Origin of the sequence: Xylanibacter ruminicola Ga6B6 (genome assembly GCF_000687715.1) — a bacterium.
Taxonomy (GTDB): domain Bacteria; phylum Bacteroidota; class Bacteroidia; order Bacteroidales; family Bacteroidaceae; genus Prevotella; species Prevotella ruminicola_B.
Genome location: NZ_JHXD01000009.1, coordinates 1 through 24,090, shown reverse-complemented (window position 1 = coordinate 24,090; position 24,090 = coordinate 1). Strand labels below are relative to the sequence as shown.

The 24,090-nt window shown below is 48.3% G+C and carries 27 protein-coding genes, 1 tRNA gene and 1 pseudogene; 8 read left to right on the top strand and 21 right to left on the bottom strand.

All coding sequences use genetic code 11. From position 1 onward, the window contains the following. Positions 1–6 precede the first annotated feature (6 nt). The gene (locus T500_RS0107125; RefSeq protein WP_028907540.1) at positions 7–369 is read right to left on the bottom strand and encodes a hypothetical protein; all 363 of its coding nucleotides are present in this window, start codon (positions 367–369) and stop codon (positions 7–9) included. A gap of 284 nt (positions 370–653) precedes the next feature. On the opposite strand from T500_RS0107125, the gene T500_RS0107120 reads away from it, so the two are divergent. Then, positions 654–1,268, top strand: coding sequence for a peptidylprolyl isomerase (locus T500_RS0107120; RefSeq protein WP_028907539.1), 615 nt, complete (start codon positions 654–656; stop codon positions 1,266–1,268). A gap of 24 nt (positions 1,269–1,292) precedes the next feature. Further along, positions 1,293–2,378 (top strand): chorismate synthase, encoded by a 1,086-nt coding sequence (gene aroC / locus T500_RS0107115; protein ID WP_028907538.1) that lies wholly within the window; start codon positions 1,293–1,295, stop codon positions 2,376–2,378. 197 nt (positions 2,379–2,575) lie between these two features. On the opposite strand, the gene T500_RS0107110 is transcribed toward aroC, so the two are convergent. The 4 genes from T500_RS0107110 to holA all read right to left on the bottom strand — a co-directional run bounded on the left by T500_RS0107110 (position 2,576) and on the right by holA (position 6,592). Further along, positions 2,576–3,481 (bottom strand): dihydroorotate dehydrogenase, encoded by a 906-nt coding sequence (locus tag T500_RS0107110; RefSeq protein ID WP_028907537.1) that lies wholly within the window; start codon positions 3,479–3,481, stop codon positions 2,576–2,578. Further along, positions 3,469–4,242, bottom strand: coding sequence for a dihydroorotate dehydrogenase electron transfer subunit (locus tag T500_RS0107105; RefSeq protein WP_028907536.1), 774 nt, complete (start codon positions 4,240–4,242; stop codon positions 3,469–3,471). Before T500_RS0107105 ends, T500_RS0107110 begins: the two co-directional genes overlap by 13 nt. 57 nt (positions 4,243–4,299) lie before the next feature. Then, on the bottom strand, positions 4,300–4,788 hold the full coding sequence (locus T500_RS0107100) for a helix-turn-helix domain-containing protein (RefSeq protein WP_028907535.1): 489 nt from the start codon (positions 4,786–4,788) through the stop codon (positions 4,300–4,302). Positions 4,789–5,563: 775 nt separating this feature from the next. Further along, complete coding sequence (gene holA, locus T500_RS0107090; protein ID WP_028907534.1) at positions 5,564–6,592, bottom strand: DNA polymerase III subunit delta; 1,029 nt, start codon at positions 6,590–6,592, stop codon at positions 5,564–5,566. 48 nt (positions 6,593–6,640) lie between these two features. Between holA and T500_RS0107085 the strand changes: the two genes are divergently transcribed. After that, entirely contained in the window at positions 6,641–7,090 is a 450-nt protein-coding gene (locus tag T500_RS0107085) for a type I restriction enzyme HsdR N-terminal domain-containing protein (RefSeq protein ID WP_028907533.1), read from the top strand. A gap of 9 nt (positions 7,091–7,099) precedes the next feature. Here the strand turns inward: T500_RS0107085 and T500_RS0107080 are convergent, their stop codons facing one another. Together T500_RS0107080 and T500_RS0107075 are read right to left on the bottom strand one after the other, a co-directional pair. Continuing rightward, positions 7,100–7,957, bottom strand: a complete 858-nt coding sequence (locus T500_RS0107080) for a zinc ribbon domain-containing protein (RefSeq protein WP_028907532.1) — start codon at positions 7,955–7,957, stop codon at positions 7,100–7,102. Between the two features lie 16 nt (positions 7,958–7,973). Beyond that, on the bottom strand, positions 7,974–8,759 hold the full coding sequence (locus T500_RS0107075; protein ID WP_028907531.1) for a Nif3-like dinuclear metal center hexameric protein: 786 nt from the start codon (positions 8,757–8,759) through the stop codon (positions 7,974–7,976). A gap of 154 nt (positions 8,760–8,913) precedes the next feature. Between T500_RS0107075 and T500_RS0107070 the strand changes: the two genes are divergently transcribed. Together T500_RS0107070 and T500_RS16365 are read left to right on the top strand one after the other, a co-directional pair. Continuing rightward, positions 8,914–8,987, top strand: a tRNA-His gene (locus T500_RS0107070). 37 nt (positions 8,988–9,024) lie between these two features. Then, a complete protein-coding gene (locus T500_RS16365; protein ID WP_155267472.1) occupies positions 9,025–9,669 on the top strand; it encodes a DUF4298 domain-containing protein in 645 nt (214 codons plus the stop codon). A 160-nt stretch (positions 9,670–9,829) separates the two neighbouring features. Here T500_RS16365 and T500_RS0107060 read toward each other — a convergent pair whose 3' ends face one another. Continuing rightward, on the bottom strand, positions 9,830–12,274 hold the full coding sequence (locus tag T500_RS0107060; RefSeq protein WP_028907530.1) for an alpha-L-arabinofuranosidase C-terminal domain-containing protein: 2,445 nt from the start codon (positions 12,272–12,274) through the stop codon (positions 9,830–9,832). Between the two features lie 174 nt (positions 12,275–12,448). Here T500_RS0107060 and T500_RS0107055 point away from each other — a divergent pair, with 174 nt between their 5' ends. Continuing rightward, on the top strand, positions 12,449–14,950 hold the full coding sequence (locus T500_RS0107055) for an alpha-L-arabinofuranosidase C-terminal domain-containing protein (RefSeq protein WP_028907529.1): 2,502 nt from the start codon (positions 12,449–12,451) through the stop codon (positions 14,948–14,950). A gap of 85 nt (positions 14,951–15,035) precedes the next feature. On the opposite strand, the gene T500_RS15410 is transcribed toward T500_RS0107055, so the two are convergent. From T500_RS15410 to T500_RS0107005, 10 genes are all read right to left on the bottom strand, one after another. Then, positions 15,036–15,275 (bottom strand): heavy metal-binding domain-containing protein, encoded by a 240-nt coding sequence (locus T500_RS15410; RefSeq protein WP_051611939.1) that lies wholly within the window; start codon positions 15,273–15,275, stop codon positions 15,036–15,038. A gap of 125 nt (positions 15,276–15,400) precedes the next feature. Further along, on the bottom strand, positions 15,401–16,150 hold the full coding sequence (locus T500_RS0107045; RefSeq protein ID WP_028907528.1) for an MBL fold metallo-hydrolase: 750 nt from the start codon (positions 16,148–16,150) through the stop codon (positions 15,401–15,403). A 42-nt stretch (positions 16,151–16,192) separates the two neighbouring features. Further along, positions 16,193–16,555: an ACT domain-containing protein gene (locus T500_RS17440; RefSeq protein WP_028907527.1), complete on the bottom strand. Its 363-nt coding sequence runs from the start codon at positions 16,553–16,555 to the stop codon at positions 16,193–16,195. 4 nt (positions 16,556–16,559) lie between these two features. Beyond that, positions 16,560–17,099: a flavodoxin family protein gene (locus T500_RS0107035; RefSeq protein WP_028907526.1), complete on the bottom strand. Its 540-nt coding sequence runs from the start codon at positions 17,097–17,099 to the stop codon at positions 16,560–16,562. 3 nt (positions 17,100–17,102) lie between these two features. Next, positions 17,103–17,672: a DapH/DapD/GlmU-related protein gene (locus tag T500_RS0107030; protein WP_028907525.1), complete on the bottom strand. Its 570-nt coding sequence runs from the start codon at positions 17,670–17,672 to the stop codon at positions 17,103–17,105. Positions 17,673–17,682: 10 nt separating this feature from the next. Then, positions 17,683–18,303, bottom strand: coding sequence for a flavodoxin family protein (locus tag T500_RS0107025; RefSeq protein ID WP_028907524.1), 621 nt, complete (start codon positions 18,301–18,303; stop codon positions 17,683–17,685). A 169-nt stretch (positions 18,304–18,472) separates the two neighbouring features. Next, positions 18,473–18,850, bottom strand: a complete 378-nt coding sequence (locus T500_RS0107020; protein WP_036908789.1) for a nuclear transport factor 2 family protein — start codon at positions 18,848–18,850, stop codon at positions 18,473–18,475. A gap of 47 nt (positions 18,851–18,897) precedes the next feature. Beyond that, positions 18,898–19,734: an SDR family oxidoreductase gene (locus tag T500_RS0107015; RefSeq protein WP_036908743.1), complete on the bottom strand. Its 837-nt coding sequence runs from the start codon at positions 19,732–19,734 to the stop codon at positions 18,898–18,900. Then, complete coding sequence (locus T500_RS0107010) at positions 19,731–20,576, bottom strand: aldo/keto reductase (RefSeq protein WP_028907521.1); 846 nt, start codon at positions 20,574–20,576, stop codon at positions 19,731–19,733. Before T500_RS0107010 ends, T500_RS0107015 begins: the two co-directional genes overlap by 4 nt. Before the next feature lie 11 nt (positions 20,577–20,587). Continuing rightward, positions 20,588–21,193 carry a flavodoxin gene (locus T500_RS0107005; protein WP_051611937.1) on the bottom strand — a complete coding sequence of 202 codons (606 nt, stop codon included), beginning with the start codon at positions 21,191–21,193 and terminating at the stop codon, positions 20,588–20,590. A gap of 148 nt (positions 21,194–21,341) precedes the next feature. On the opposite strand from T500_RS0107005, the gene T500_RS0107000 reads away from it, so the two are divergent. Further along, positions 21,342–22,157: a helix-turn-helix domain-containing protein gene (locus T500_RS0107000; RefSeq protein ID WP_028907519.1), complete on the top strand. Its 816-nt coding sequence runs from the start codon at positions 21,342–21,344 to the stop codon at positions 22,155–22,157. A gap of 40 nt (positions 22,158–22,197) precedes the next feature. Here the strand turns inward: T500_RS0107000 and T500_RS0106995 are convergent, their stop codons facing one another. After that, the gene (locus T500_RS0106995; RefSeq protein ID WP_230580868.1) at positions 22,198–22,935 is read right to left on the bottom strand and encodes a DUF1349 domain-containing protein; all 738 of its coding nucleotides are present in this window, start codon (positions 22,933–22,935) and stop codon (positions 22,198–22,200) included. A 177-nt stretch (positions 22,936–23,112) separates the two neighbouring features. On the opposite strand from T500_RS0106995, the pseudogene T500_RS16915 reads away from it, so the two are divergent. Beyond that, positions 23,113–23,208, top strand: a pseudogene (locus T500_RS16915) (YjbQ family protein); the annotation flags it as partial. 85 nt (positions 23,209–23,293) lie between these two features. Here the strand turns inward: T500_RS16915 and T500_RS0106990 are convergent. Together T500_RS0106990 and T500_RS0106985 are read right to left on the bottom strand one after the other, a co-directional pair. Further along, positions 23,294–23,749 (bottom strand): pyridoxamine 5'-phosphate oxidase family protein, encoded by a 456-nt coding sequence (locus T500_RS0106990; protein ID WP_036908786.1) that lies wholly within the window; start codon positions 23,747–23,749, stop codon positions 23,294–23,296. Positions 23,750–23,754: 5 nt separating this feature from the next. Next, on the bottom strand, positions 23,755–24,090 hold a 336-nt coding region (locus tag T500_RS0106985; protein WP_028907516.1), incomplete at its 5' end, for a cupin domain-containing protein.

Genomic DNA, 24,090 nt, shown 5'->3' with positions numbered 1-24,090 from the left:
ACGAATTTACTTGTTCAAACCACGGTTGTTGATAGTGGTGTTCAGCAACAGGAGGTATGTACGTATCTGATCCTCGTTGAGCACGTAGCGCATACGCTTTACGTCGGTATCGATAGCGTGCTTAACCATAGCCTCGCGCTCGCTGTTACTTGCCTGAGCTGCATAAGAAATCTCAGTATTGAATACATTGTGGATGTTCTCTACTGCCTCGCGCTGGTCGATAGCCAGGTTCAGAACCTTTGAGAGCTTGTCCATGTTAACGTCCATCTTGTAAGCCTCAACGTTGTTTACAGCGTTAGTGTTCTCACCCTCAGCAAATGCAGTTGTCATGCTCAGCATTGCTACCAATGTCATCATCATCTTTTTCATCTTTTTACCCTTTCTTTTTTTACTCGGTGACTTTTTACAGCCAACCTACTTTTATACTTTAATTTGTTATCCTTTTGTCTTTTTGACGGTGCAAAGGTACGGCGATTTTTTGATACTCGCAAGCATTTTTGTGTAATTGTGTGCGAACACAGTCCTTTTATTGATACATATCAAAGAAAGGCAGAAATAAGTATTTTTTTACTTTTTCCAATTAAACGTTCGTGTATTTGGCAGAAAATGCGTAACTTTGCAGGCTGAAACTAAATATATATATAATAGGTATAATGGAAGAGACAAAAAACAGATTCATGTCGGTTGTATACCAGTTATACAGCCTGAAGGATGGCAAGAGTGAGCTTGAGGAGCAGACTGGCGACGACCGTCCATTTGAGTTTATCACCGGCTTCAGCGTAGCACTCGATGCCTTCGAGGAGAAGGTAAAGAGTCTTGAGAAGGGCAGCGACTTTGATTTCGAGTTGGCTCCTGCTCAGGCATTCGGCGAGTATGTAGCTGAGGGCGTTCACAAGGTTAGCCGCGAGGTATTTACCGTTAACGGTCATTTCGATCACGATAACATCTTCGAGGGTGCCGTTATCACCCTGATGGACAACGAGGACCATCAGTTCATGGCTAAGGTGGTAAAGATCGAGGAAGACGGTGTTACTGTTGACACCAACCACCCATTGGCTGGCAAGACCCTGAACTTCAAGGGTAAGGTGATTGAGAACCGCGAGGCTACCGACGAGGAGATTCAGCACCTGATTAAGCACATGACAGGCGGATGCGGCGGTTGTGGTGGCTGCGGTGGCGACCACGAGGGCTGCAATCACGAAGGCTGCGATCACGAGCATCACCACCACGACGATGGTTGTGGTTGCGGTTGCGGACACTGTCACTAACCCCTAAAAAATCCCCCTACCCCTATGCGCAACACATTTGGACACATATTCACACTCACAACCTTCGGCGAGAGTCATGGCGAGGCCGTTGGCGGCGTGATTGATGGCATGCCTGCCGACATCGACATCGATATGGAGTTTATTCAGAGCGAGCTGAATCGCCGTCGCCCTGGTCAGAGTGCTATCACCACCTCGCGACAGGAAGCCGACCGTGTAGAACTGCTAAGCGGTGTGTTTGAGGGCAAATCTACAGGCTGCCCCATCGGATTCATCGTTTGTAACACCAATCAGCACTCCAACGATTACGAGAATATGCGTAACCTTTTCCGTCCATCGCATGCCGACTATACGTATTTCGAGAAGTACGGCATTCGCGATCATCGTGGTGGCGGCCGCTCATCGGCACGTATCACCATCAGCCGTTGCGTGGGCGGCGCATTGGCCAAACTGGTATTGCGCCAGAAGGGTATCAGTATTCAGGCCTACACATCACAGGTAGGCGATATTGCACTTGATAAGGATTACAGCCGTTACGACCTTAGTCTTACCGCGACTAACGCCGTACGATGCCCCGACCAGCAGAAAGCAGCCGAAATGGAGGCGCTGATAGCTAAGGTAAAGGCCGAGGGAGACACCATTGGCGGTATCATTACTTGTGTAATCAAGGGATGTCCCACAGGCTTAGGCGAGCCTGAGTTCGATAAGTTGCACGCCTCGTTAGGTCAGGCCATGCTGAGCATCAATGCCGTCAAAGGCTTTGAGTATGGCGATGGTTTCGACAGTGCTACCATGCGTGGCAGTCAGGTAAACGACGTGTTCGTACCATCAACTGACAATCAGCAGCCCATCACTACCACCACTAATCACAGTGGCGGCATTCAGGGCGGTATCAGCAACGGGCAGGACATTTACTTCCGCGTGGCCTTTAAACCAGTAGCCACTATTCTTACTGAACAGCAAACAGTAGATAAGGAAGGAAATGCCACCACTTTCACGGCTCACGGGCGCCACGATCCGTGCGTTTTGCCCAGAGCAGTGCCTGTTGTTGAATCGATGGCTGCAATGACAATTTTAGACTATATTTTACTGCGAAATGCGGTAATTTTATAGAAAAGAACACCCCGATTGCAAAAAAATGCAAAAAAGATTTGGTAGTTTCAAAAACTATGCGTATCTTTGCACCGCAATCAGGGATTTGGGAAAACCCCGGAATTGCTTTAGTTAAGTCTAGTTTAGTTTTTGTGTTGGTTGGGGGCTGCCGATTGGTAGCCCCCAAATTTTGTATCTATACGGCACAAAAAAAGGGGTTAAATAACCCCTATTATCTCGCTTACCGACTGGCAGCCGTGTGCATCAAGCCACTCGTTAATGCCATCTCTCACCTTGATACTTACTGCCGGATCCAGGAAGTTGGCTGTACCAATCTCGATAGCCGTTGCACCAGCCATCAGGAACTCGATGGCATCCTTGGCACAACTAATACCACCTAAGCCTATTACAGGTATCTTAACGGCCTTAGCCACCTGCCACACCATACGCAGCGCCACAGGCTTTACACAGGGACCGCTCAAACCGCCAGTATTGATACTCAGCAGTGTTTTGCGCTTCTCGATATCAATAGCCATACCCATCAGCGTATTTATCAGCGATACGCTATCAGCACCCTCGGCCTCTACAGCACGCGCAATCTCGGCAATATCAGTTACGTTAGGACTCAGCTTTACTATCAGTGTTTTGTGGTAACGCTGGCGCACAGCCTTTACCACACTGGCAGCACCAGCACACGTAACACCAAAGGCCATACCGCCATCCTTTACGTTAGGACACGAGATATTCAGCTCGATGGCAGGGATTTTTTCTAATGCATCGATACGGGCAGCACACTCAGCATAATCCTCAGGACTCGATCCGCTCACGTTTACAATCATATTGGTATCTATATCCTTAATCAGCGGATAGATGTGCTCACAGAAGTAATCTACGCCTTTATTCTGCAGTCCTACACAGTTCAGCATACCGCTGGCTGTTTCGGCCATACGTGGATAGTCGTTACCCTCACGTGGATTCAGGGTGGTTCCCTTCACAATAATACCGCCGATACCATCCAGAGGCATCAGGTCGGCAAACTCCAATCCGTAACCAAAAGTACCCGATGCAGTCATCACAGGGTTCTTCAGCTCCAAGTCAGCAATCTTTACATTTAGTCTTGCCATAACAGTTTCTTAATATTAAACACGGGTCCATCCTTACAAACACACAAATTGCCCTCGGTAGTTTTCTCTACGCAGCACAGGCAAGCACCCAGTCCGCAAGCCATCAGGTTCTCTAACGAGGCCTCACAGTCGATGTTGTTCTGGCGGGCATAACGAGCCACAGCCTTCATCATTGGCGTTGGACCACAGGTACTGATACGGTCGAAGCGCTCCAGACTCAGCAGCGAGTGATTAGTTACAAATCCCTTCTCACCCATCGATCCGTCCTCGGTTGTTACGTACACGCGCCCGTACATATTAAATATAGGCAACATCAACAGGTCGTTGGCCGTACGCGCTCCTAACAGGAAAGTTGGCTCAATACCCTGGCGCTTCATCTCGGCACCCATATACAGCAGTGGGGCCACACCTACGCCACCGCCAACCAGCAGCACCTTCTCGCCAGTTTTGGCAGGTGTAAAGCCGTTGCCTAATGGTAGCACACAGTTAAGCGTATCGCCAGGTTGCAGTTTAGCTAATGTACGGGTTCCGTCGCCTATGGTGGCTACTAACAGCCAAAGCTCGTTGGCGGTGCGATCAACAAAGTTAATGGAAATGGGGCGGCGTAAAAAGGTAGATGTAGAACCATCTACACGCACCTCGACAAACTGACCGGGCAGCATATCGGGCAGAGGTTTATCATCAGTTAGTTTTATAAGCACATAACGCTGATGAATCTGCTCTACCTGCTTCACCTTGAGGTCAAGTATATACTTCTTCATACTTCAAATTTTTAATTCGGGTACAAAGGTACTATTATTTTTTGAAACCACAAAACTTTATTTCTTCGCAGGTACAAAAGTATCCCATGTCTGATCATCGTAAAACACACGAATCTCGATTACCTTACGCTGCGGTTTGTCAATGAATTTTACCTCTTCGCGAGCAATTTCGGGGTGTGTATTACGTACACTATTATAATTTTGGGGCTGCTGAGCCACATTTTGGGGGGCCTGTACAGATGCATCATCAAAATTCAACATCAGATTTTGCTCGATAGGGTGGGTACCAGGGGTACCATCAGCCTCCGAAAACAGATCCTGATCGGGGTTATTTTGGAGCAGATACATATCACCCGAGCCAAACATCAACCAATCGGTATTGATGTTAGGAATTTTCTTTTTGATGGCTTCAACGATGTTTAAGGTAGGACGTGTACGACCGTTGAAGATGCTACTAAGGGTAGCTGGACTCTGACCGATGTAGTCGGCGAAGAGCTGCTGAGTCATGTGCTGGCTCTCCATAATTTGCCTGATTCTATCTTTCATTGCTGTAACTAAGTGCTTAATAGGGCTGTTAGGCCCTGTTTTCTTTCAGTTTACAAAGGTAAAACAAAAAAATGAAATATACAACAAATGTAGATACAATTTAAGATTTTATAATTTTAGTTTATAGTTTTATATTTGTAAACCAAAAGATGATTAAGGGTAAAATTGGACTTTATATTTTTAAATCTAAATTCGTGATTATAAATCTATACAAAGGCTTATTTTAATATTTTAAGCTAACTAATTGGGTATAAATAAGGTAGTTACATAATCTTTATACTTTTAAAACCTCTTTTGCAGCTTTTGGTTTAATACAGTATTAATTTCTGCAAGGTGTTTATATACGACCCACATAACTAGTTGATATTTAACCACTTAAACCTATTATAATTAGTATGCATAAATATCAATATACAAAGCAGAATCTCAATATTTAGATATTGATATTTAAATCTAAATACCTGATTTTTGCTTTTAATTTTCAAAATCAACATCCTCAAACCAATAAATCCCTAAACAAATATTCGGATTTAAGAATTTAAATCAACAGAATCAAATCCTAATAAATGTGAAGACCGAATTCGTCGAGCTCCAGAAATTGCGATTTTGCCATTTCTCGCGTATTCTGAACCATCGGCCGAAAAGCTGGAAATACGCGAGTTTTGAACGGGTAGGAAATGCCGTAACTCCCCTATTTTACAGACATTTAGGCACAAAAAAAGCGCTCACGAAAAGCGCTGTTTTTGCAAATTCTAGAGTAAGCTTTTGGCCTAATTTAGTGCAAAATGTAAAAAATCAGTTCTTTCATAAGCTCTCCAGCAGGGGTATTTGGGTTATCCAAGCCCTTACTTTTAGCGTCAATCTCTCGCATTTTAGAAATGATCTGCATCACCTTCATTCCAGAGTAGTTTCGCATACCCGTCATGTAGTCCTTAGCTTGCCATGGATTTTTGAATTCCAGCCACTCTGCAACACCCTCCTGACTCTTATTATTTGGCGCATAATACGCAATCATCAAATTCTGGAAGTAATTAAAGAGCAACGGGAGAAATGAGTAGATGGAACCAGCCTTTGGATTTTCGTCAAAATATTTTATTATCTGATTTGCCTTAAACACATTTCGGTTCACAATGGCATCGCGAAGCTCAAATCCATTAAACTCTTTGCTCACACCAATCTGCTCCTCAACCACCTGCGGGGTCACTACCCTATTCTCCTCGGGCAACGAAATAATCACTTTATCCAGCTCGCCCACCAGTCGACTCAAATCGGCGCCAATATTCTCGGCTATCATCTGAACCGATTTGGCATCAATCTTCACACGACGCGTTCTCAGGTAGTTTTCTATAAAACCAGGCAGTTCTCTATCCTTGAGTTTCATACTCTCAAACAGTATGCCGTGTGATTTGATCGCCTTCACGTAGCCCGATTTTCTACCGTCAACCTTGCCGTTCTTGTGGCACATCACCAAAACCGTACTGGCCATAGGCTGCGCAAAATAGCGCTCAAGCGCCTCCGTATTCTTAATATTCTGCGCCTCTTTTACTATCACCACCTGGCGCTCGGCCATCATAGGATAGCGACGCGCCAGATCGGCAATCTGCGACGCATTCACGTCCGATCCGAACACCACAGTCTGGTTAAAATCACGTTCCTCAGGGCGTAATGCGTGGTCGGCTATATAGTCGGCAATCTTGTCGATATAATACGATTCGTCGCCCATCAGATAGTAGACGGGCGCAAATTTTCCAGCCTCCAAATCGCGCATAATGCTCTCAAAACTCACATTTTTTGCCTCAGCCATGTTGCTATTTCATTTATTATTTGTAATTTTGCCTGCAAATTTACAAAAATGTTTCGATTAAACCTCCCTACATACGAAATAAAAATAGCCCAGCAGGGCAATAAACAGGTAATTTTCGACTTTTTACGCCGAAAATACGTAGCGCTGACACCCGAGGAGTGGGTTCGCCAGCATTTTGTGCATTATCTGGTTGAACACAAGGGTTACCCAGCCGGACTGATGGGTAACGAGATTGAGCTGAACGTGGGCGAAAAGCGCCTGCGCTGCGACACCGTATTATATAATAAGGTGGCCGCCCCACAGATGATTATCGAGTACAAAGCCCCACAAATAAAACTTCAGCAAAAGACGTTCAACCAAATATCGGCTTACAATCTTTTGCTGAAGGTAGATTATCTGATAGTTAGCAACGGCATGCAGCACATCTGCTGTAAAATGGATTATGCCAACCAAAAATATTACTTTTTAGAGGATATCCCCGACTATCAGAATTTATAACATTTCCGATTATTCCATATCGTTGGCATCGGTCGACTTCTTCGAGGTCGAAGTCTTGCGGATAGAGCGCTTTGCACGACCCTTCTTCTCCTCGGTAGCACCTGTTGCCTTGTCGATCTTAACGCCTGCCAGCTCTGGGTCGATCATGATACGTCCGCAGTACTCGCATACAATAATCTTCTTGTGCATCTTGATATCCAACTGGCGCTGGGGTGGAATCTTGTTAAAGCAACCACCGCAGGCATCACGCTGTACGTAAACGATACCCAGACCGTTGCGAGCATTTCTACGGATGCGCTTGAACGAAGTAAGCAAACGACCCTCAATCTTAGCCTCTAGTGTCTTAACCTGCTCCTTCAGCTTCTCCTCCTCTACGCGAGTCTCTTCCATAATTTCCTCAAGCTCGTTCTTCTTAACCTCCAGGTCGCTCTGACGCTCTGCAATCAGAGCCTCGCTGCTTTCCTGCTCACGCTGCTTGTCGGCAATCTTGTTGTTAGCCTCGCGAATCTTCTTATTACACAGCTCAATTTCCAGTGTCTGGAACTCAATCTCCTTCGAGAGTGTGTCGTATTCACGGTTGTTCTTAACCTCATCCAGCTGAGCCTTATAGCGCTCTACGCTGGCCTCGGCATCGGCAATCTCGCCCTTCTTCTGGCTGATAGCTCTCTGGTAGTCCGCAATCTCGTTTGCAATCTTCTCAACACGAGTGGTCAAACCCTCAATCTCGTCTTCCAGGTCTTGTACTTCCAGGGGCAGCTCACCGCGCAACATACGCTTCTCGTCGATAGCCGAGAGGGCGGTCTGCAACTGATACAGCGTCTTCAGGCGCTCTTCAACTGACAGTTCTGATGGATCTTTCTTTGCCATAATTCTACTAATTTATTTAAATATACAATATTGGATTCGTACATGTTTCGGCTATGCAGGTCTTTACGCCGGGGCACTCTTTCTGGATAATCTCCTCAAAGATTTCGGCAGTGTACTGTTCGCTCTGATAGTGACCTATCACGCAAATCTGTATCTGCTGCTCATAGCCAAAGTACTGATGGTAGTGCATCTCGCCAGTAATAAACGCATCGGCCTGGTTCTTAACGGCCTCGTCGAGCAGAAAATCGCCCGCACCACCGCAGATGGCCACGCGCTTAATGGGGCGGCGCAGCAACTCGTTGCACATCGCACACTCCACACCTAAGGCATTCTTCACACCAATAATAAAGTCGTCGGCAGCCATAGCTTCGGGCAACTCGCCCACTACCCCACTGCCAGCCTCAATGCCGTCAACCTGCTTCTGCGCGAAAAACGCCACATTCTGCAGCCCCAGCTTCTGAGCTATCTTAAAGTTCACACCACCACGGGCATTATCCATATTGGTGTGCATCGATACCACCGCTATGCCCTGCTTAATAGCACGCATCACGGTGCGCTGAACGTCGGTCAGATCGCTGATGGTTTTCAAACCACGAAACAACAGCGGATGGTGGCTTACAATCAGATTGCAACCCTTCGCCATAGCCTCGTCAACGATACGTTCGTTCACGTCCAGACACAATAATGCCCCTGAAACCTCCGTCTCTGTCAGTCCCAGTTGCAAGCCAGCATTATCCCAACTTTCCTGCAAGGGCAGAGGCGCGAAACGTTCAAGGGCGCTCAGCACTTCTTTTATCTTCACGGCTGCAAAATTACAAAGAATAATTGAAACGCGCGCGAGCGGCCTCTCTTTGTTATACATTTTTAACCAAAAACTAAATTTTTATAAAAAACTACATCAAATGTTTGGTAGATTAAAAAAATCTCCGTACCTTTGCACCCGCAATTCAGAAATGGTGCCCGTAGTTCAGTTGGTTAGAGCGTCAGATTGTGGTTCTGAATGTCGTGGGTTCGAGTCCCACCGGGCACCCTCCAAAAGACATCGCTTAAGCGGTGTCTTTTTTTTTGTGTCCACACAAGAAATATTACTTGAAAAAGCATTTTTCTTCATAAACTATCCTAATAGTGAAGGCAAAAATTCGAATTTTATTCTGAAAACAACTATCTTTGCCATAGCTTTAAAAATGTTTTGTGATTATAATAGAATGCTGACGACTGACACAACAAGCATGTGCTCGCACTTGCAAAAGAAGCTGTTTAAAGAGGATGGCATGTTTCATTATCTATGGATAGCCATGCAGGATGATCCAGAGCTGACTGCCGTAGTCCGCTCTCGTCAACTACATATCTACCGAAACGGCAAAAAGGTGCTTGTGCTGGCAGGAAGGTCTGCACCAAAGATTATCAGAGAGAATCCGATTTGTAAACTGTTACAAATCGAGCGAATCAAGTGGATGGAGCAACGTTTCAATAAAGCCTTGGCTGCCATCAAAGATGGGACTGCAGATTCTCTGAAAGCTATTAAAGAAGATATTGCCGAACTCAGCAAATACTATAGCAGTGAATTGTGGAAGCAGGACTTTGCTGCTGATGAAACCGGAAATCTCCCTCCCGACCTAAAACGTGGAGTTTTATCAGAAGATGGCATTTGGAACCTACTCTCTGACTATCGTATGACTCAAAAGAACATGGTGATAATCAACAGGATATAAGGTTCTCAGTTCAAATTGTCTTCGATGTATGATGTAATCTTCCTATACAGCATGACCTTTATACACTTTTCAATGAGTTTTGATGGCAAAAAACTACACTTTTCAAATTAAACCACCAAATAAATCACGAAAAAAATGAGAAAAAGAGCCTGTTTCGCAGTCACGACGTTTTTATTGTGACGATGTTCAGCGAATATGGGGGCACGGTTAGCATCACGTGGTCATCAGCTGTCGAGAGTTGTTGCTCTACGGGATGAATGGTTGTGGGCTGCTGGAGCGTATTCTCCTCCATACCGTCGTTGGCTGCCAACCTCACTACTCGGGCTTCGCTTGGCGCAAAGTTCTTCAGACTAATACGAGCTGTGGTGGCAGCATCATCGTTGTTCACCACTTTTACAATAATCTCGCCAGTGGCGTCGTTGATGGTGGCCGATGAGTAGATGCCCTTGGTGTGGTCGCGCTTGAGCACAGTATCAAACAGCTGCTCATTGTCGAGCCATACCTTCACACTGTCGCCTGCCACCTGCAGGGTAACATCATACCAGCGCCCTGCCTCAATGCGCCCACGCTTACTGTCGGTCAGCAGTTTGCCGCCATTGCTAATCTGCTCGATGGCATGCTGCGAGTTGGTCCATCCGCCAAGGTTCACCCAACAGTAGTTCTTGTCATCCACATAGTTAAAGATGACGATAAAGCCCTCGGCCCCTTCGTCTTTGCGACAGCGGAACTTACAGGTATAGTGATCGCCGTCTATGACATCCTTCTGAATGCAGCGCGTGGCATCCTTATGTCCAGTCTGGTGCAGCATGCCACCCTCTATCTGCCAGTCGCCATACATGCAGTCCACCTCTTTATCACATTGGAAAGTGGCGCGTGTGTTCCATGTACCATACCCCACTCTACTCTGCTTTGGCGTAATCTGTTTCACCACCTTATCTTTATAAGGATTAGTTTGCTGCACTTTCAGCACCTGCGTGCCCAGATGCTGTGGCATGAGCTGTTGCACGTAGTAGCTCGGAGTGCCCATCGCACGACTGCTGCTGAAGCGTATCATATCCGGGCGCCAACGGGCATCATTCTCGTTGACGAAGATGGGGGCATAAGATGCCAGTTCCACCACGTCGGCATTGTTCTCCATACCCATCATATAGATGGCCTCGCCCAGTGCAGCATTCATATTGCCCAGCGTGCCGTAGCCATTGGTCACGGCATATTCACCCACATACACCTTAGGTCCTTGGCGGTCGTAGCTGTCGTATTTGTGGAAAGCATCAGCAAACCAGTCGGGCGAGCGGTAATAATGCTCGTCCAACAAATCCACGGGCAGACTGCTGCCCCATTTCGGATTATCATCGCCCCAAGCCACCACATTGCCTATGATTTTCATATCGGGATATTTGGCCTTGATGGCATTGTAGAACTGTTCGTAACGCTCGTAATAGTGATCGCTCTGCTGCCGCGGATCGGGCTGGTTGTTCTCATTACCCACCTCAAGATATTCTATTCCGAAGGGTTCTGGATGACCGTTTTTGGCACGCATGGCTCCATACTTGGAACTGACGGGACCGTTGGCATACTCCAGCGCATTCAAGCACTCGTCTATCCATGGTTGGATACTATCGTAAGGTGTTTGTCCGCCGTGCCATATCCCCACGTTCACCACGTAGAGCGGTTTGGCCCCCAGATCCTCAGCCAACTGCAGATACTCATGATACCCCAGTCCGTCGGTGGTACGGTAGCCCCAGTTCACATTCCAGTGGCCTTCACGCTCTTCGACAGGACCGATGGTGCGCTGCCAGCGGAAGGCATTGTCGGGACTCTCCTGCCCCTCCACGAAACAACCACCAGGGAATCGCATAAACTTAGGATGCAACTGCCACAGCATGTTGGCCAAATCAGGACGCATACCGTTCTCACGATTGCGGAATGTGGGTGGGAAGAGGCTCACCATATCCAGCTGCACCTGTCCTACACCATCGAACACAAGCGCGAACTGCGCCTGGGCATCATTGTCAAGAGCGGTCAGCGTGGCCTCGTATTTTGTCCACCCCCGCTTTTTAGCAGCGGCGAATACAGCCACCTGCTGCTGAGCGTACACCTGTTTTCCGTCGGCCGAGCGCAGTTCTGCCTTCACGGTGCCCCTATAGGCTGGCGCCTTGGCCCAGAACGACAGGCGATAGGTGCGTCCCTGCACGGCGTTAATCCCCCAGTAGCCCTCGTTAATCAGACTTACAGGCGCAGCTGGTGATGCCTTGACATCCAACTGCAGGGCATGGTGCTGGGCACTATTGAGCAGAGGCGTTTTCTTCGAGTCTTGAATGAGACGGGCGGCCAACACAGAAGGCTCTGCAGCCACGGTAGCCCACCCCTGCATGTCGGCAGGAGCACCAAAGCGCGGTCCATCCTCAAACGAGCGGTTTCTGATCAGTTCGGCATAGATGCCTCCATCAGCGGCATGGTTGATATCCTCATAAAAGATTCCATAAAGCATGGGGCTCACCTTAGGGCCTCGCTGCTGTGCATCGATATCAATGGTTATCTGAGCCTGTGCAGTGGCAGCCATAGCAGCCCAGCAGGCCATAAAGAGCGATTTTTTACAGTTCATAATAGTTCCAAAATAGTAACGTTTTAAAAAGATAGTAATAATCATATCGGGTACAAATATACAAAAGTTTTTGAAGATATTTCCTTCCCAAGCAACTTTTTCTGAATTTCACTTGCATTTTTACGCTATAATTCATTACCTTTGCATCCTCAAAGAATTAATGACACAATAATAATGAAGGAATCAAGATTTTACCTCTTAGGCATTTTCGCCACAGCGTCTATCAGCGTTTGCGCTCAGACCACCAAGCGCGTGTTTGTCTATAGCCCAGGTGAGCACGCCGGCTTGCATGTAGCACAATTCACCCCCAACGGTTGGCAGGAGATGGGTCAGCTGTGCTCGTCCGACTATGGCACATGGGGAGCCGAGAAGCGCATGTACCACCCCTCAGTGGCCCGCGCTGCCGATGGCACCTGGCGCCTGGTGTTTCAGGTCAACGACAGTTCACCACTCTTTGCCGCAGCCTATAGCCGCAACTTGGTAACCTGGCGCCCACAAGACTATCCTGTGATGTCAACGCCACAGTGCCTCAAGCCGGTAGTCTTTGCCAATGACAATGGCACCTTCGACATCTATTATCAGACGAAGACCGGCGACAAGCGCTGGGTATCTGCATCGGGCAACTTCCGTCAATTCAGCAAAGACCAGAAGAGCCTGATCGATCAGGCTGCCTGGACGCGCGACACCGCCACCATAGCAGGCAAGTTGCACGAGGGCAACACCTTCGACATCACAGCGCAGGAGCTCAGCACCATCACTAGTCACTTCCAACAGTTGCAGGCCGACGCACGTCTCAGCAGTGAGCGCATGCACGACGATGCCAAGAATTCCCTGCTGTCCCATCAGCCTGTGACAGCCACACTTCACGTGAGCAACAGCGAGAAGACCATCAGCGACAAACTGATAGGTATCTTCTTCGAAGACATCAGCTATGCTGCCGATGGCGGTCTGTATGCCGAACTGATTCAGAACCGCGACTTCGAATACAACGCAAAAGATCGTCGCGAGTGGAACGCCACCACCGCCTGGCACTCAGCCAGTCCTATCGATATTTCCACCCAGCACCCACTCAGCAGCAACAATCCCCACTATGCTGTGATTGCTGCCGACACACTGTGGAACGAGGGTTGGGATGGCATCGCCGTAGAGGCCGGCCATAAGTACAACTTCTCGATGTATGTTCTGGCCGACGGTCAGAAGCAGAACTTCACGATTCAGCTAATAGGCACCGATGGCACCATACTTGCCAGCAGCAAACTCAAAACCCAGGGCACCGATTGGCAACAGTACACCTGCGTGCTCAGCACCAAGAAGAGCTGCACCAAGGCCCGTCTGGCCATCATTCCGCAGAAGTCCGTCCGTGTGGGACTCGATATGATTTCGCTCTTTCCACAAGAAACATTTTTGAACCGTCCTAACGGTCTGCGTCGCGACTTAGCTCAGGTCATCGCCGACCTGAAGCCCAAGTTCGTCCGTTTCCCAGGCGGTTGCATGAGCCATGGTCAGGGCCTCGACAATATCTACCATTGGAACCACACCGTAGGTCCACTTCAGGACCGCAAACCCGACTTCAATATCTGGGGCTATCATCAGACACGCGGACTGGGATTCTTCGAGTATTTCCAGTTCTGCGAAGACATCGGTGCCGAGCCACTCCCAGTGCTTGCAGCAGGCGTTCCATGCCAGAACTCAGCCGCCAACGCCCAGGGTATAGGCGGTCAGCAGTGCGGCATCCCTATGGATCAGATGCCAGCTTACATCCAGGAGCTGCTCGACCTGATTGAGTGGGCCAATGGCGATTCCGCCACCTCCAAGTGGGCCAAGCTTCGCGCTGATGCCGGTCACCCCGCCCCATTCAACCTTAAATATATAGGTATAGGCAACGAGGACATCATCGGCACCGTGTTCGAAGAGCGCTACGAGATGATCTGCAAGGCCATCCGTCAGAAATATCCCGAAATTAAGATTTGTGGCACCGTAGGACCTTTCCACGCCCCAAGTGCCGATTACGTCGAAGGATGGGACTTCACCAAGCGCCATCCCGAGCTGCAGTATATGGTTGATGAGCACTACTACGAGTCAACCGGTTGGTTCATGCACCATCGCAACTATTACGACGGTTACGATCGCACCATGCCTAAGGTTTATCTTGGCGAATATGCAGCCTCAACCAATGTCAAGCGTCCCAATATCGAGACCGCACTGGCCGAAGCCCTCTATCTCACCGATGTTGAGCGCAATGGCGACGTGGTAGAGATGACCAGCTACGCCCCGATGCTGGCCAAGGATAAGCACCACAACTGGGATCCCGACATGATCTACTTCTCTAACACCGAAGTCCGCCCCACCCCTGCCTACCATGTTCAGCGCATGTTCTCGGTATATGGTGGCGACAAGTACGTGAGCACCGACATCCAGATTGCCCCCGAACTTAAACATCGCGTAGGCGTCAGTCTGGTTCGCCACAGTGCCACCGGCCGTCGCTATCTCAAGTTGGTAAACGCCCTGCCCGTAGAGCTCACCATCAAAGCCAACGGCCTCACTATCCCAGCCGACAGCAAGACCGAGGAGTTCAGCGGTCAGCCCACCGACCAGACGCTTGAGATGAAGCAAGGAGTAGCAGGCCCCAACGCCCTCACGCTCCCCCCTTACACTTTCCGTGTGATAGAGTTATAAAAACAAGTTTATATAAAAGTTAGGCAATAATATAGCAGTTGGCACAGATGATTTAGGTAGTGCAATTTAAAAGATATATTCTGATTCATCTGTCTGTGACGACAGTCTCATAGTCGATGTCAATGCCTACGATGGCATTCTTGCGTCCCGTTGGTAGCAAGCGAGCAGAGCTCGAGCGGGCTCCAAGAGCCTGAGCACGCTGTATCATCTCCTGCATGGAGGTGTCCTTGGCTTCGGAAAGCACCTTCTCGTAAGCGCCAGCACGGCCTCCTACGATGTCGCGGATGGTGTGACCTTCAATCTGTGGGGTTCTTGGACGAGCCAAGCGTCTCCTTCGTCGCCGAGCGGTTGAGAGTATCATAATCGTTATCTTTTAAAATTTTCTATCTGTTAGACGTATATTGATAGGAAAAAGTTCTTGCTTAGGCAAGCGGCAAAGCCGAGCGGCACTCAGATTTCAATAGTTTCTCCTTCCCTGTTGATTTCCCAGAAAGTGATGTCCTTTTCGTCAGTAAATTCCTTCATGCGCCATGAAGATTCGAAGCCTGAAGTGAAGTGCATAGGAACGAACAGTCCGACCTTGAACCGCTCGATGAATTGTCGGCCACCAAGGGTATAGCCGTTGCCGACACGCCCATCTATGGGGAACATCACCACATCGAAACTGTCGGCAACCTTGCGGATATCCTTCAGCTCGCCAAGGAATTGCTTCTCGTGAGCTATCGGGTTAAACACCTCCTCCATCTCAAAGCTGTATCGCTCCTGATCAGGATTGTCGTCTGACAGAAACTTTGCATACCAGTTGTTCAGGTCGCCCGCATGGAAGATACGTTTACCTTCGGTCTCAACAATCCACGACACGCCGCTGTCTGTGCTGCCTAACGCCCATACGGATATGGTATCGTCAGACCATATACCACCTTTTGCCAACCATACGTCAGCATCCTCCTTGCTGGCTCTCCGATGTTTGTAGATGTCCTTGGAGAGAATGTAGGTGATACCTTCACGCAGCTTCTTCCACTCAAAGATTTCCTTCGTAAAATGGTCTTCGTGGAAGTGGCTGGAGAAAACATACATGGGTTTCTCACTCCGTAGCACGCCATCCATCACACCACAGGGATCCATCCAGTAGTCGAATACCAAGATGGACTGCTCCGTTTCAAGCACAAAGCCGCTATGGAAGATGTAGGTCAGCGTCATGTTTCTTTTGCAGGTGTGAGCACATATTTGTTGTGTCGATGGTCAACATATCTTGTATCCTTCGGCTTCTAACGTTTTGACTGCCTTCTCAAAGTTCTCTGCCTTGGTCAGGATGTAGTCGGTGTTGAAGGTCGAGATGGCGAAGATACCAATGCCATTCTCTGCCAAACAAGTTGATATCTTAGCAAGAATACCGATGAGCGAGAAGTCGAGTATTCCCTCAATTCGATAACCCAGACACGCAGCAATGAAAGCAGTCACTTCTTGATTTGCCTTGCCACTTGCCTGATGCATGAACCAAGACGGATCTCCTTCAATGAAAAATGCCGTCTCATACTTTTCAGCATAAGAGCGGAGCACTCGGCTCAGCCGTTTGGTTTCGCCAGCAACCATTTTACTCTTCATTGTCTTAGCTGATGCTCTTTCCTAAATCAAAAGCCTCCTGCAGTTTCGGATTGCCCTCAATTTCACGAGGGTCATTCACACCTCCGCAGAAAAGCGTTCCTGCCAGGCGACTCTTGGGATAGCAGTCTATCCAGCCCGTCAACCCCGTCTCTGCACGCTTCGGAGTCTCGGTTTCATCCTCTGCAGCCGTAGTCAGCAGATAGACATCACGAAACGCATAATCCTGTTCATACATCGCATTCATGCGGTCTATGAGGGTCTTCATCTGGCCGCTCATCTCGTAATAGTAGATAGGTGTTGCCCAGCAGATAACATCAGCCTTCAGCACCTTGGCCATGATGTCGTTCACATCATCATTGATGACACAACGCCCTAACTTTTGGCAACCCAGACAACCCTTGCAGAACTGGATGTTCTTGCCAACGAGAGAAATCTTCTCCACCTCGTTTCCTGCAGACTTGGCACCTTCCACAAACTGGTCGGCGAGTATGTCGCTGTTTGAGCCATGACGTAGGCTCGTAGAAATAACAATAACCTTTTTCATATTTTATTCTTCTATCTTTTTAATCACCTTTGCTGGCACACCTCCAACAATCGTATTCGGTTCTACATCCTTTGTCACTACTGCACCAGCAGCTACTACGGCTCCATCACCAATAGTTACGCCTGCCAACACGGTAGCATTGGCTCCTATCCATACGTTTTTGCCGATGTGAATTGGTGCATAGCTCATGCTTTGACGCTTGGCAGGGTCAAGGTCATGGTTGATGGTTGCCAACACGACGTTGTGACCTATGAGTGCACCCTCGTCGATGGTGATGCCACCTTGGTCTTGGAACTTACAACCCATGTTGATGAAGACCCGTTCACCAACGATGGTGTTCTTGCCGCAGTCGGTATGAAACGGAGGAAACATGCCTACCGTCTTGGGTACCTCACGCCCCCAAAGCTGTTCCAGCAAATCGTGCAGCTGCTCTGGAGTATGATACCTGCCGTTAATCTCTGCTGTTATCTTCAGTGCCTCCTGCGACAGCTGATGAAACATCATGTGGACATCACCACCGCCAACGACGGGTTTGCCTGATGTCATGTAATCACGAAATTCTTGTATCGTCATTGTCTCTGATTTATCTGATAAAGTTCATAGGGCTCCAAGGTTCGCGCTCAGGGTATTCGGGGTTGCCTTCGGCATGAATCTTCTTCAATAGCCATGCCATATTGTCGGCAAGGGTTCGCATGGTTTGCATACCCTCTGTGTCTTGTGCCGCTTCACCCGGTACCTGACCATAAGCGATGTTCCAGTATTGCGAAGTAACCACAGGCATGTTCATCATCTCGAATATCATGTTCATCGTCTGGTATGCAGCCGTAGCACCACCACGACGGCAGATAGCTACCGCTGCCGCAGGCTTGTTCTGAACCTTGGCACCTGAGTAGAAAGCACGTTGCAGGACTGCCATCACAGCACCGTTGGGTTGACCATAATAGACAGGCGAACCCACAATGAGGGCATCAGCCTCATTGAGCTTTTCAACGATACGGTTGCAGACATCATCATCGAAGACACACTGGCCCAGTTGCTTTGCCCTGCACTGGCCACAGGCAATGCAGCCACGGACGGGCTTGTTACCCAGTTGCATGATTTCTGACTCTACACCATTCTTCTCCAATTGCTTAGCAATCTCCGATAGTGCTGTAAATGTGTTGCCTTTTCTGTTGGCACTTCCGTTTAATAATAATACCTTCATAATGTGTATTTGTTTTTTAGTTTTACCGAATATCAGAATTCGGGTACAAAATTACAAAGAAACTTCCAAAGTCGTGTTGCTCTACGGCTCAAAATATGTTGCAGGAGAGAAGATTTGCAGAATAAAAAATAATAATTAGGATTTATACATGGGTAATCACAGCAGGAGTTTAATATGTTGATGCTCTGGCGTTGGTGAACATCCACTGACCGTTACGTTTAACTAACTGGAGCGTGAGTTGCAGATGCCAAGTATGACGTCCGCCTCCGAAAACAGCTGCAGTAACTCGGCTGCGACCTGTCAGCGTAGCATGATTGCCACTGACTTTGATCTCCATCTGCTCATGCTCGGCAGAAAAATAGTTTAGCGTACCATTGGTGATCGCCTTGATGTATTCCTGCTTCGACTGGTGCATCCCTGTCATGTGAGTCAGCACAAAATCATCGGCATGGACACGGTTTAGTACCACCGTGTCCTTTGCCACCATAGCCTCGTACATGTCTCGATAGAGAGTTTCTATCTGTTCTTTGTCCGTCTTTGCTTGCATGATGATTGTTGTTATTCCCAAAAACAATATCGTAATAAGGCGGTTCATCAATGTGTCGCTTTTAGATATTGTAAGTCACCATACCAATAGGAAGCTGTGCAGCCTCCGTCAATCAGGAAGTCGGCACCGCTGATGAAACGTCCGCGCGAGGACATTAGGAACTCAGCCATATCGCCCACTTCGTCTGGCGTTCCTGCACGACGGGCTGGCATGCCCTCTATCATCTTCAGATAACCATCCTTGCGCGGGCCATGCAGTTCATCGTTAGCCAATGGCGTGATGATGATACCTGGTGAGATAGAGTTAATGGTAGCTCCACGACGCCCCCAGCGGGTAGCCTCAAACATCACCCGGAGCACATTGCAACGCTTCGAGTATTGGTATGCTTTCAGCGTGTCGTTGATTTCCTTTAGGAATGGCAAATCTAACAGTTCGTCAACAGGAGTCGTTGCTAAGGCATCGTTTTGCTCTTGTGGTAAGGCTGGCAGACGATGACCGCTTTGTGACGAGATAATCACACCTGAGCCACCCTCTGCAATCACCTTACCGAACTCTTCCAACAGGACACTTGTTCCATAGAGGTCTACGCGTAGTATTTCTTCCACAGGAGCCTGTGACGGCGATACACCAGCAGCATTGACAACATTTGTCACGTCTCCCTTGTTGGTGGCAAACTCCACCAACTTCAATATGTCCTCTTTTGAGCCGAGGTCGCATTGGATAGTTGAACACTCAAAGCCTGCATCCTCCAGCGCCTTTGCTGCTCGCTGAGCATTCTCTATGGAGTAGTCTGCCAGCACGATGTGCTTACCAGCCGACACACGACGGATAATAGCCTGTCCAATACTGCCAGCACCCACTAATACTGATACCTGTTTCATCATCCGTATGTCTTTATCAAGTACTTCACAAACTGCGGGTCACCGAAATCTCTGGTGCCTGCATCGTGCTGGTTCATCTTGGCTATCTGAGCCATATCATCCTCACTCAGCGAGAAGTCGAAGACATCGAAGTTTTGCGCCATACGCTCCTTATGACTCGACTTGGGAATAGCTACGATGCCGCGCTGGGTGAGCCATCGGAGGGCAACCTGGGCAGCTGTTTTATTGTACTTAGCACCTATAGCTGCCAGCAGTTCACTCTTCACGATGCCGTCAGTACCTTGTCCACCGAGTGGATACCATGCCATCATCTTGGTGCCAAACTCGCCATGAATCGGCTCGATGCCCGTTTGCTGAGAGAGCGTGTTGCACTCCAACTGGTTCACCATCGGCTTCAGCTCTACATAGTGGGCGAAGTCGAAGAAACGGCCTGCCTGAAAATTGCTGACGCCGATGGCGCGAACCTTGCCAGCACGATACGCCTTCTCTATAGCCCGCCAAGTACCGAACACATCGCCGTAGGCCTGATGGATAAGCAATAGGTCAATATAGTCTGTCTGCAACTTGCGCAGGCTCTCGTCGATACTCTTAGCTGCTTTTTCCTCACCGGCATTAGAAATCCATACCTTTGTAACGAGGAACAGATCTTCGCGTTTGATACCACTCTTGCGCCAGGCATTGCCAACGCCCTCCTCGTTCTGGTAGGCCTGTGCCGTATCAATCAGGCGGTAGCCTACACTTAACGCATCGCTGACACAACGTTCACACTCGTCAGGGCTTACCAAAAACACGCCGTAGCCCAATGTCGGCATCTTGACACCGTTTGATAATGTAATATACTCCATAATTTCCAATTTTAATATCCTAAACCATTGAGCCACTTCTCGACCTTTTTCTTTTCCGTGTGCACCTCGTGACCGTAGATGCTGAAGCCCTTCTGGACGTTGGCCCCTGGGAAGGCTGCCTTCACATCCTCCACACAATTGGCCAAACCCGAGCCTTCGTGGGTGGTGAAAGGGATGACTGTCTTGCCTTTCAGGTCATTAGCGTGTTTCTTGAAGAAGGTAAACATTACTTGCGGATAAGTGCCCCACCATACGGGGCCACCAATAAACACAGTGTCGTATTTGTTTAGGTCGATGTCACCTTCATATTCAGGCAACTCACCGTTCTTAGCCTCTTCCTTCGCCAGATTGATGAGTGGTGTATAAGCCATGCCGTCATACTTGTGGGTAACAATTTCAAACTGCTCAGCACCAGTTAACTCTGTGATGTAGTCTGCCACAATTTTCGTATTGCCCACCTCGATGTTTCCTACTGCGTAGTTGTCTCCCGCATGCGAGAAGAACACTACAATTGCCTTTCCGTCTTTGTTCATAACTTTCTCCTGTTTAGCACCGCCGTTGCATGCTGTGGATACAAGCAAAGCCAGAACGGCAGTAATGATACACTTGATATTCATTTTAAATATACTTTTGAATCTGGGTGCAAAGTTACGGCGATTTTTCGATATATCGGTTTCACAAATTACTTCACGATTTTCACTTTTTACACAAATCATTCTTTAATATATAAAATAATGTGTATCTTCGCACCCAAAAGACAAAGATATGAATTCAGATTTTCTATATTCCACAGACTTCTACGGGATGAATGCCCGTGAGTTGAGCCACACCTGCATGCATCTGCTTTGCACGGCAGGTGAGGCAAGTTTTGTGTTCAACGAGCATTGCTATCACATCGTAAAAAACGACCTGGTTGTGATACCGATGCCCGATCGTATCAGCAACCTGGCGGCACATGCAGACTTGCAGGTGGAGTGGTTTGCTGCCGATTACAAGTTCCTACAGAACCTGCTGCCATCGAACAACTACAGCATCGGTGGCAGTATCTCGCTGAACCAAGACCCCATCATCAAACTGACAGATGAACAAGCACGACATCTGCTTGATGACTTCCATCGTCTTCACGACCGCATGGATGACCGCCATTTGCAGTTTTATCGCGAACTGATGGGCAGTCTGTGCCTAACGATGATGTACGACATCTTCGAGGCCCATGCTGGGCGTGATGCAACAGACACCCATACCGACCGCACAGCCTACATCGTGAAACAACTGATGGCTCTGCTTGCCACTGGCATCAGCCGAACGGAGCGTGATGTGAGCTACTATGCCGAGCGTCTGAACGTATCGCCAAAATATCTCTCTGCCACCATCAAACGGGTGACCGGCCACAGCGTCACCTCATACATCGACCGCCACACCGTACCTATACTGAAAGACTATCTGAATGACGAACGCCTGTCCCTCACCCAGATAGCCGATGCGATGAATTTTACATCGCTCTCATACTTCAGCCGTTACTGCACCAAGCATCTTGGCCTGTCGCCCAGCGAGTATCGCCAGAGTCTTCAGCCGAAATAAAGTGAAAAGGTACAAATAAAGGGACTTGCCAAATTGGAATTTACTCGTCAGGCTGTTGACCATCGTGAGCCTTCCAGGCACATTCGGTAATCTTCATATCGGAGAAGATGGCTGTGAAGGACGACTCCTCGGGCGAGCAGGCATAGATGCCGAAGCTGATTTCATCAGCGGCAGCAGGCATGTGGCAGACACGCATCTGGCTGAACGTCTGTCCGTCAGCAGAGCACTCGATACAGTAGTCATCCTCGCGGCGGGAGAAGCGATACCACATGGTTTTCACGTTTGCGGGAATAGCCGTCGTGGCCCAGTCGGAGTAGCCATTGTTCGTCACTACGCTACCCAGATGCTGAAACTCATCGTTCTCGTATTCCACCGAGCCTTTCAGCCAGTTCTCGCTGCCAAGATACATCACGATACCACATTGGTCAAAGCGATGGTGACTGCCTGTGAAGTCGGTCTTCACCACGAAACTGAAGAATTTCTCACGGGTCTTCATCTGCAGAACGGGGGCGTTGTCGTTCTGGAAGTGATAGTACGTGCGCTGCCAGAGGTCGGTTTTTGGTGCAGTGGTGATGAGAATGGTGTCGCCCTTTACCTCATAGCCCTTTGGCTCACGTGTCCACTGCAGGCTGTTTAAATCGATGCGCCCGCTGTCGGCGAGAGCCACCTGAACATCATCTGTAAAATCCATAGTTGTTTCATTTTTGTTCTGCTGTCCACACGCTGCCAGCATGAGGACTACGCAGATAAATCCTACTGTTGACTTAAAACTCTTCATATTATTTGTTTTATAATACTCTTTTGCCTAAATTCATTTAAATATGGTGGCAAAGATGGTGCAAATCGAATGCAGAAAGCTTGCTTTTTGCTGAGATGCAGCCCATTTTCGCAACTTTTGTTGCAAATTTACCAATAATCAGCGTAAAATCGCTATCTTTGCCATCAGTTTTAACAAAAGTTGAATCTCGGCACATGGCAGGGTATCTACTTCTGCGAATATCGTAATTGTGGTGGTTCCAGAGAGTTGGTAATAACAATCATAGGCGAATAAGGATATGAAAAATCCGCTACCTTTTTGAGATAGCGGATTAGCTAGTCTGTTTGTATTCATATCTTGAATCGTTATAGAAATAAAATTATTGATTATTCTTGTACCTCTCACCAACGAAACCGTTGCCGACCTCACCTGCAATGAGGTCGAAATGTTGAAATACCGGCGGTGTTGGAGACAGGTCGTAATAGTCCATCTCTGCTATTGGCAGGCAGAAGTATTCCATCTGGTCATAACTTGTATAAAGGCGGGGCAGCACGGGATTATTATCATATATCCATCGTTTCACACCGTCTTCGACATTGAAGTTCACCATGCCTGAGCATCTGACGGATATATTATCTGCGTAGGCCAGTATCTCAACATTGGGATTCTGGCGTAACTCCCGATAGACTGCCTTCTGTGCAGAAGTGGCAAAGTAGAGCACATGCCCTTCCTGCTTCATGATCTGGAAGATGCGCAACTTAGGAAGATTGCCCTCGCACGTTGCAAGGGCAATCTCTTTGTGGTCTTTCAGAAACTGAATTGCTTTGTCGAACATCTCGCTTACCATTTCAGTTCTTCCTGCAGGATGACACCATCAGTCATGGGACTGTCAGCCTCGGTGAAGGCATTGGCCTTGTACTGGATGCAGAGCATGGTCAGGTTCTCGCTGCCTGTGTTCTTCAGCGCACGCTTGCCATCGGGAGCGACGCGGATGATGGTGCCTTCGCTGACGGGGAATATCTCACCATCCACCTGATACTGGCCTTCACCCTTCAGGATAATGTAAAGTTCCTCGTGAGTCTTGTGGGTGTGCAGGAAACCGCTGTCCTGACCAGGAACGAGTGTCTGGAAACTCAGTTCGCTACTCGTTGCACCAACGGCCTGACCTGCGAACAC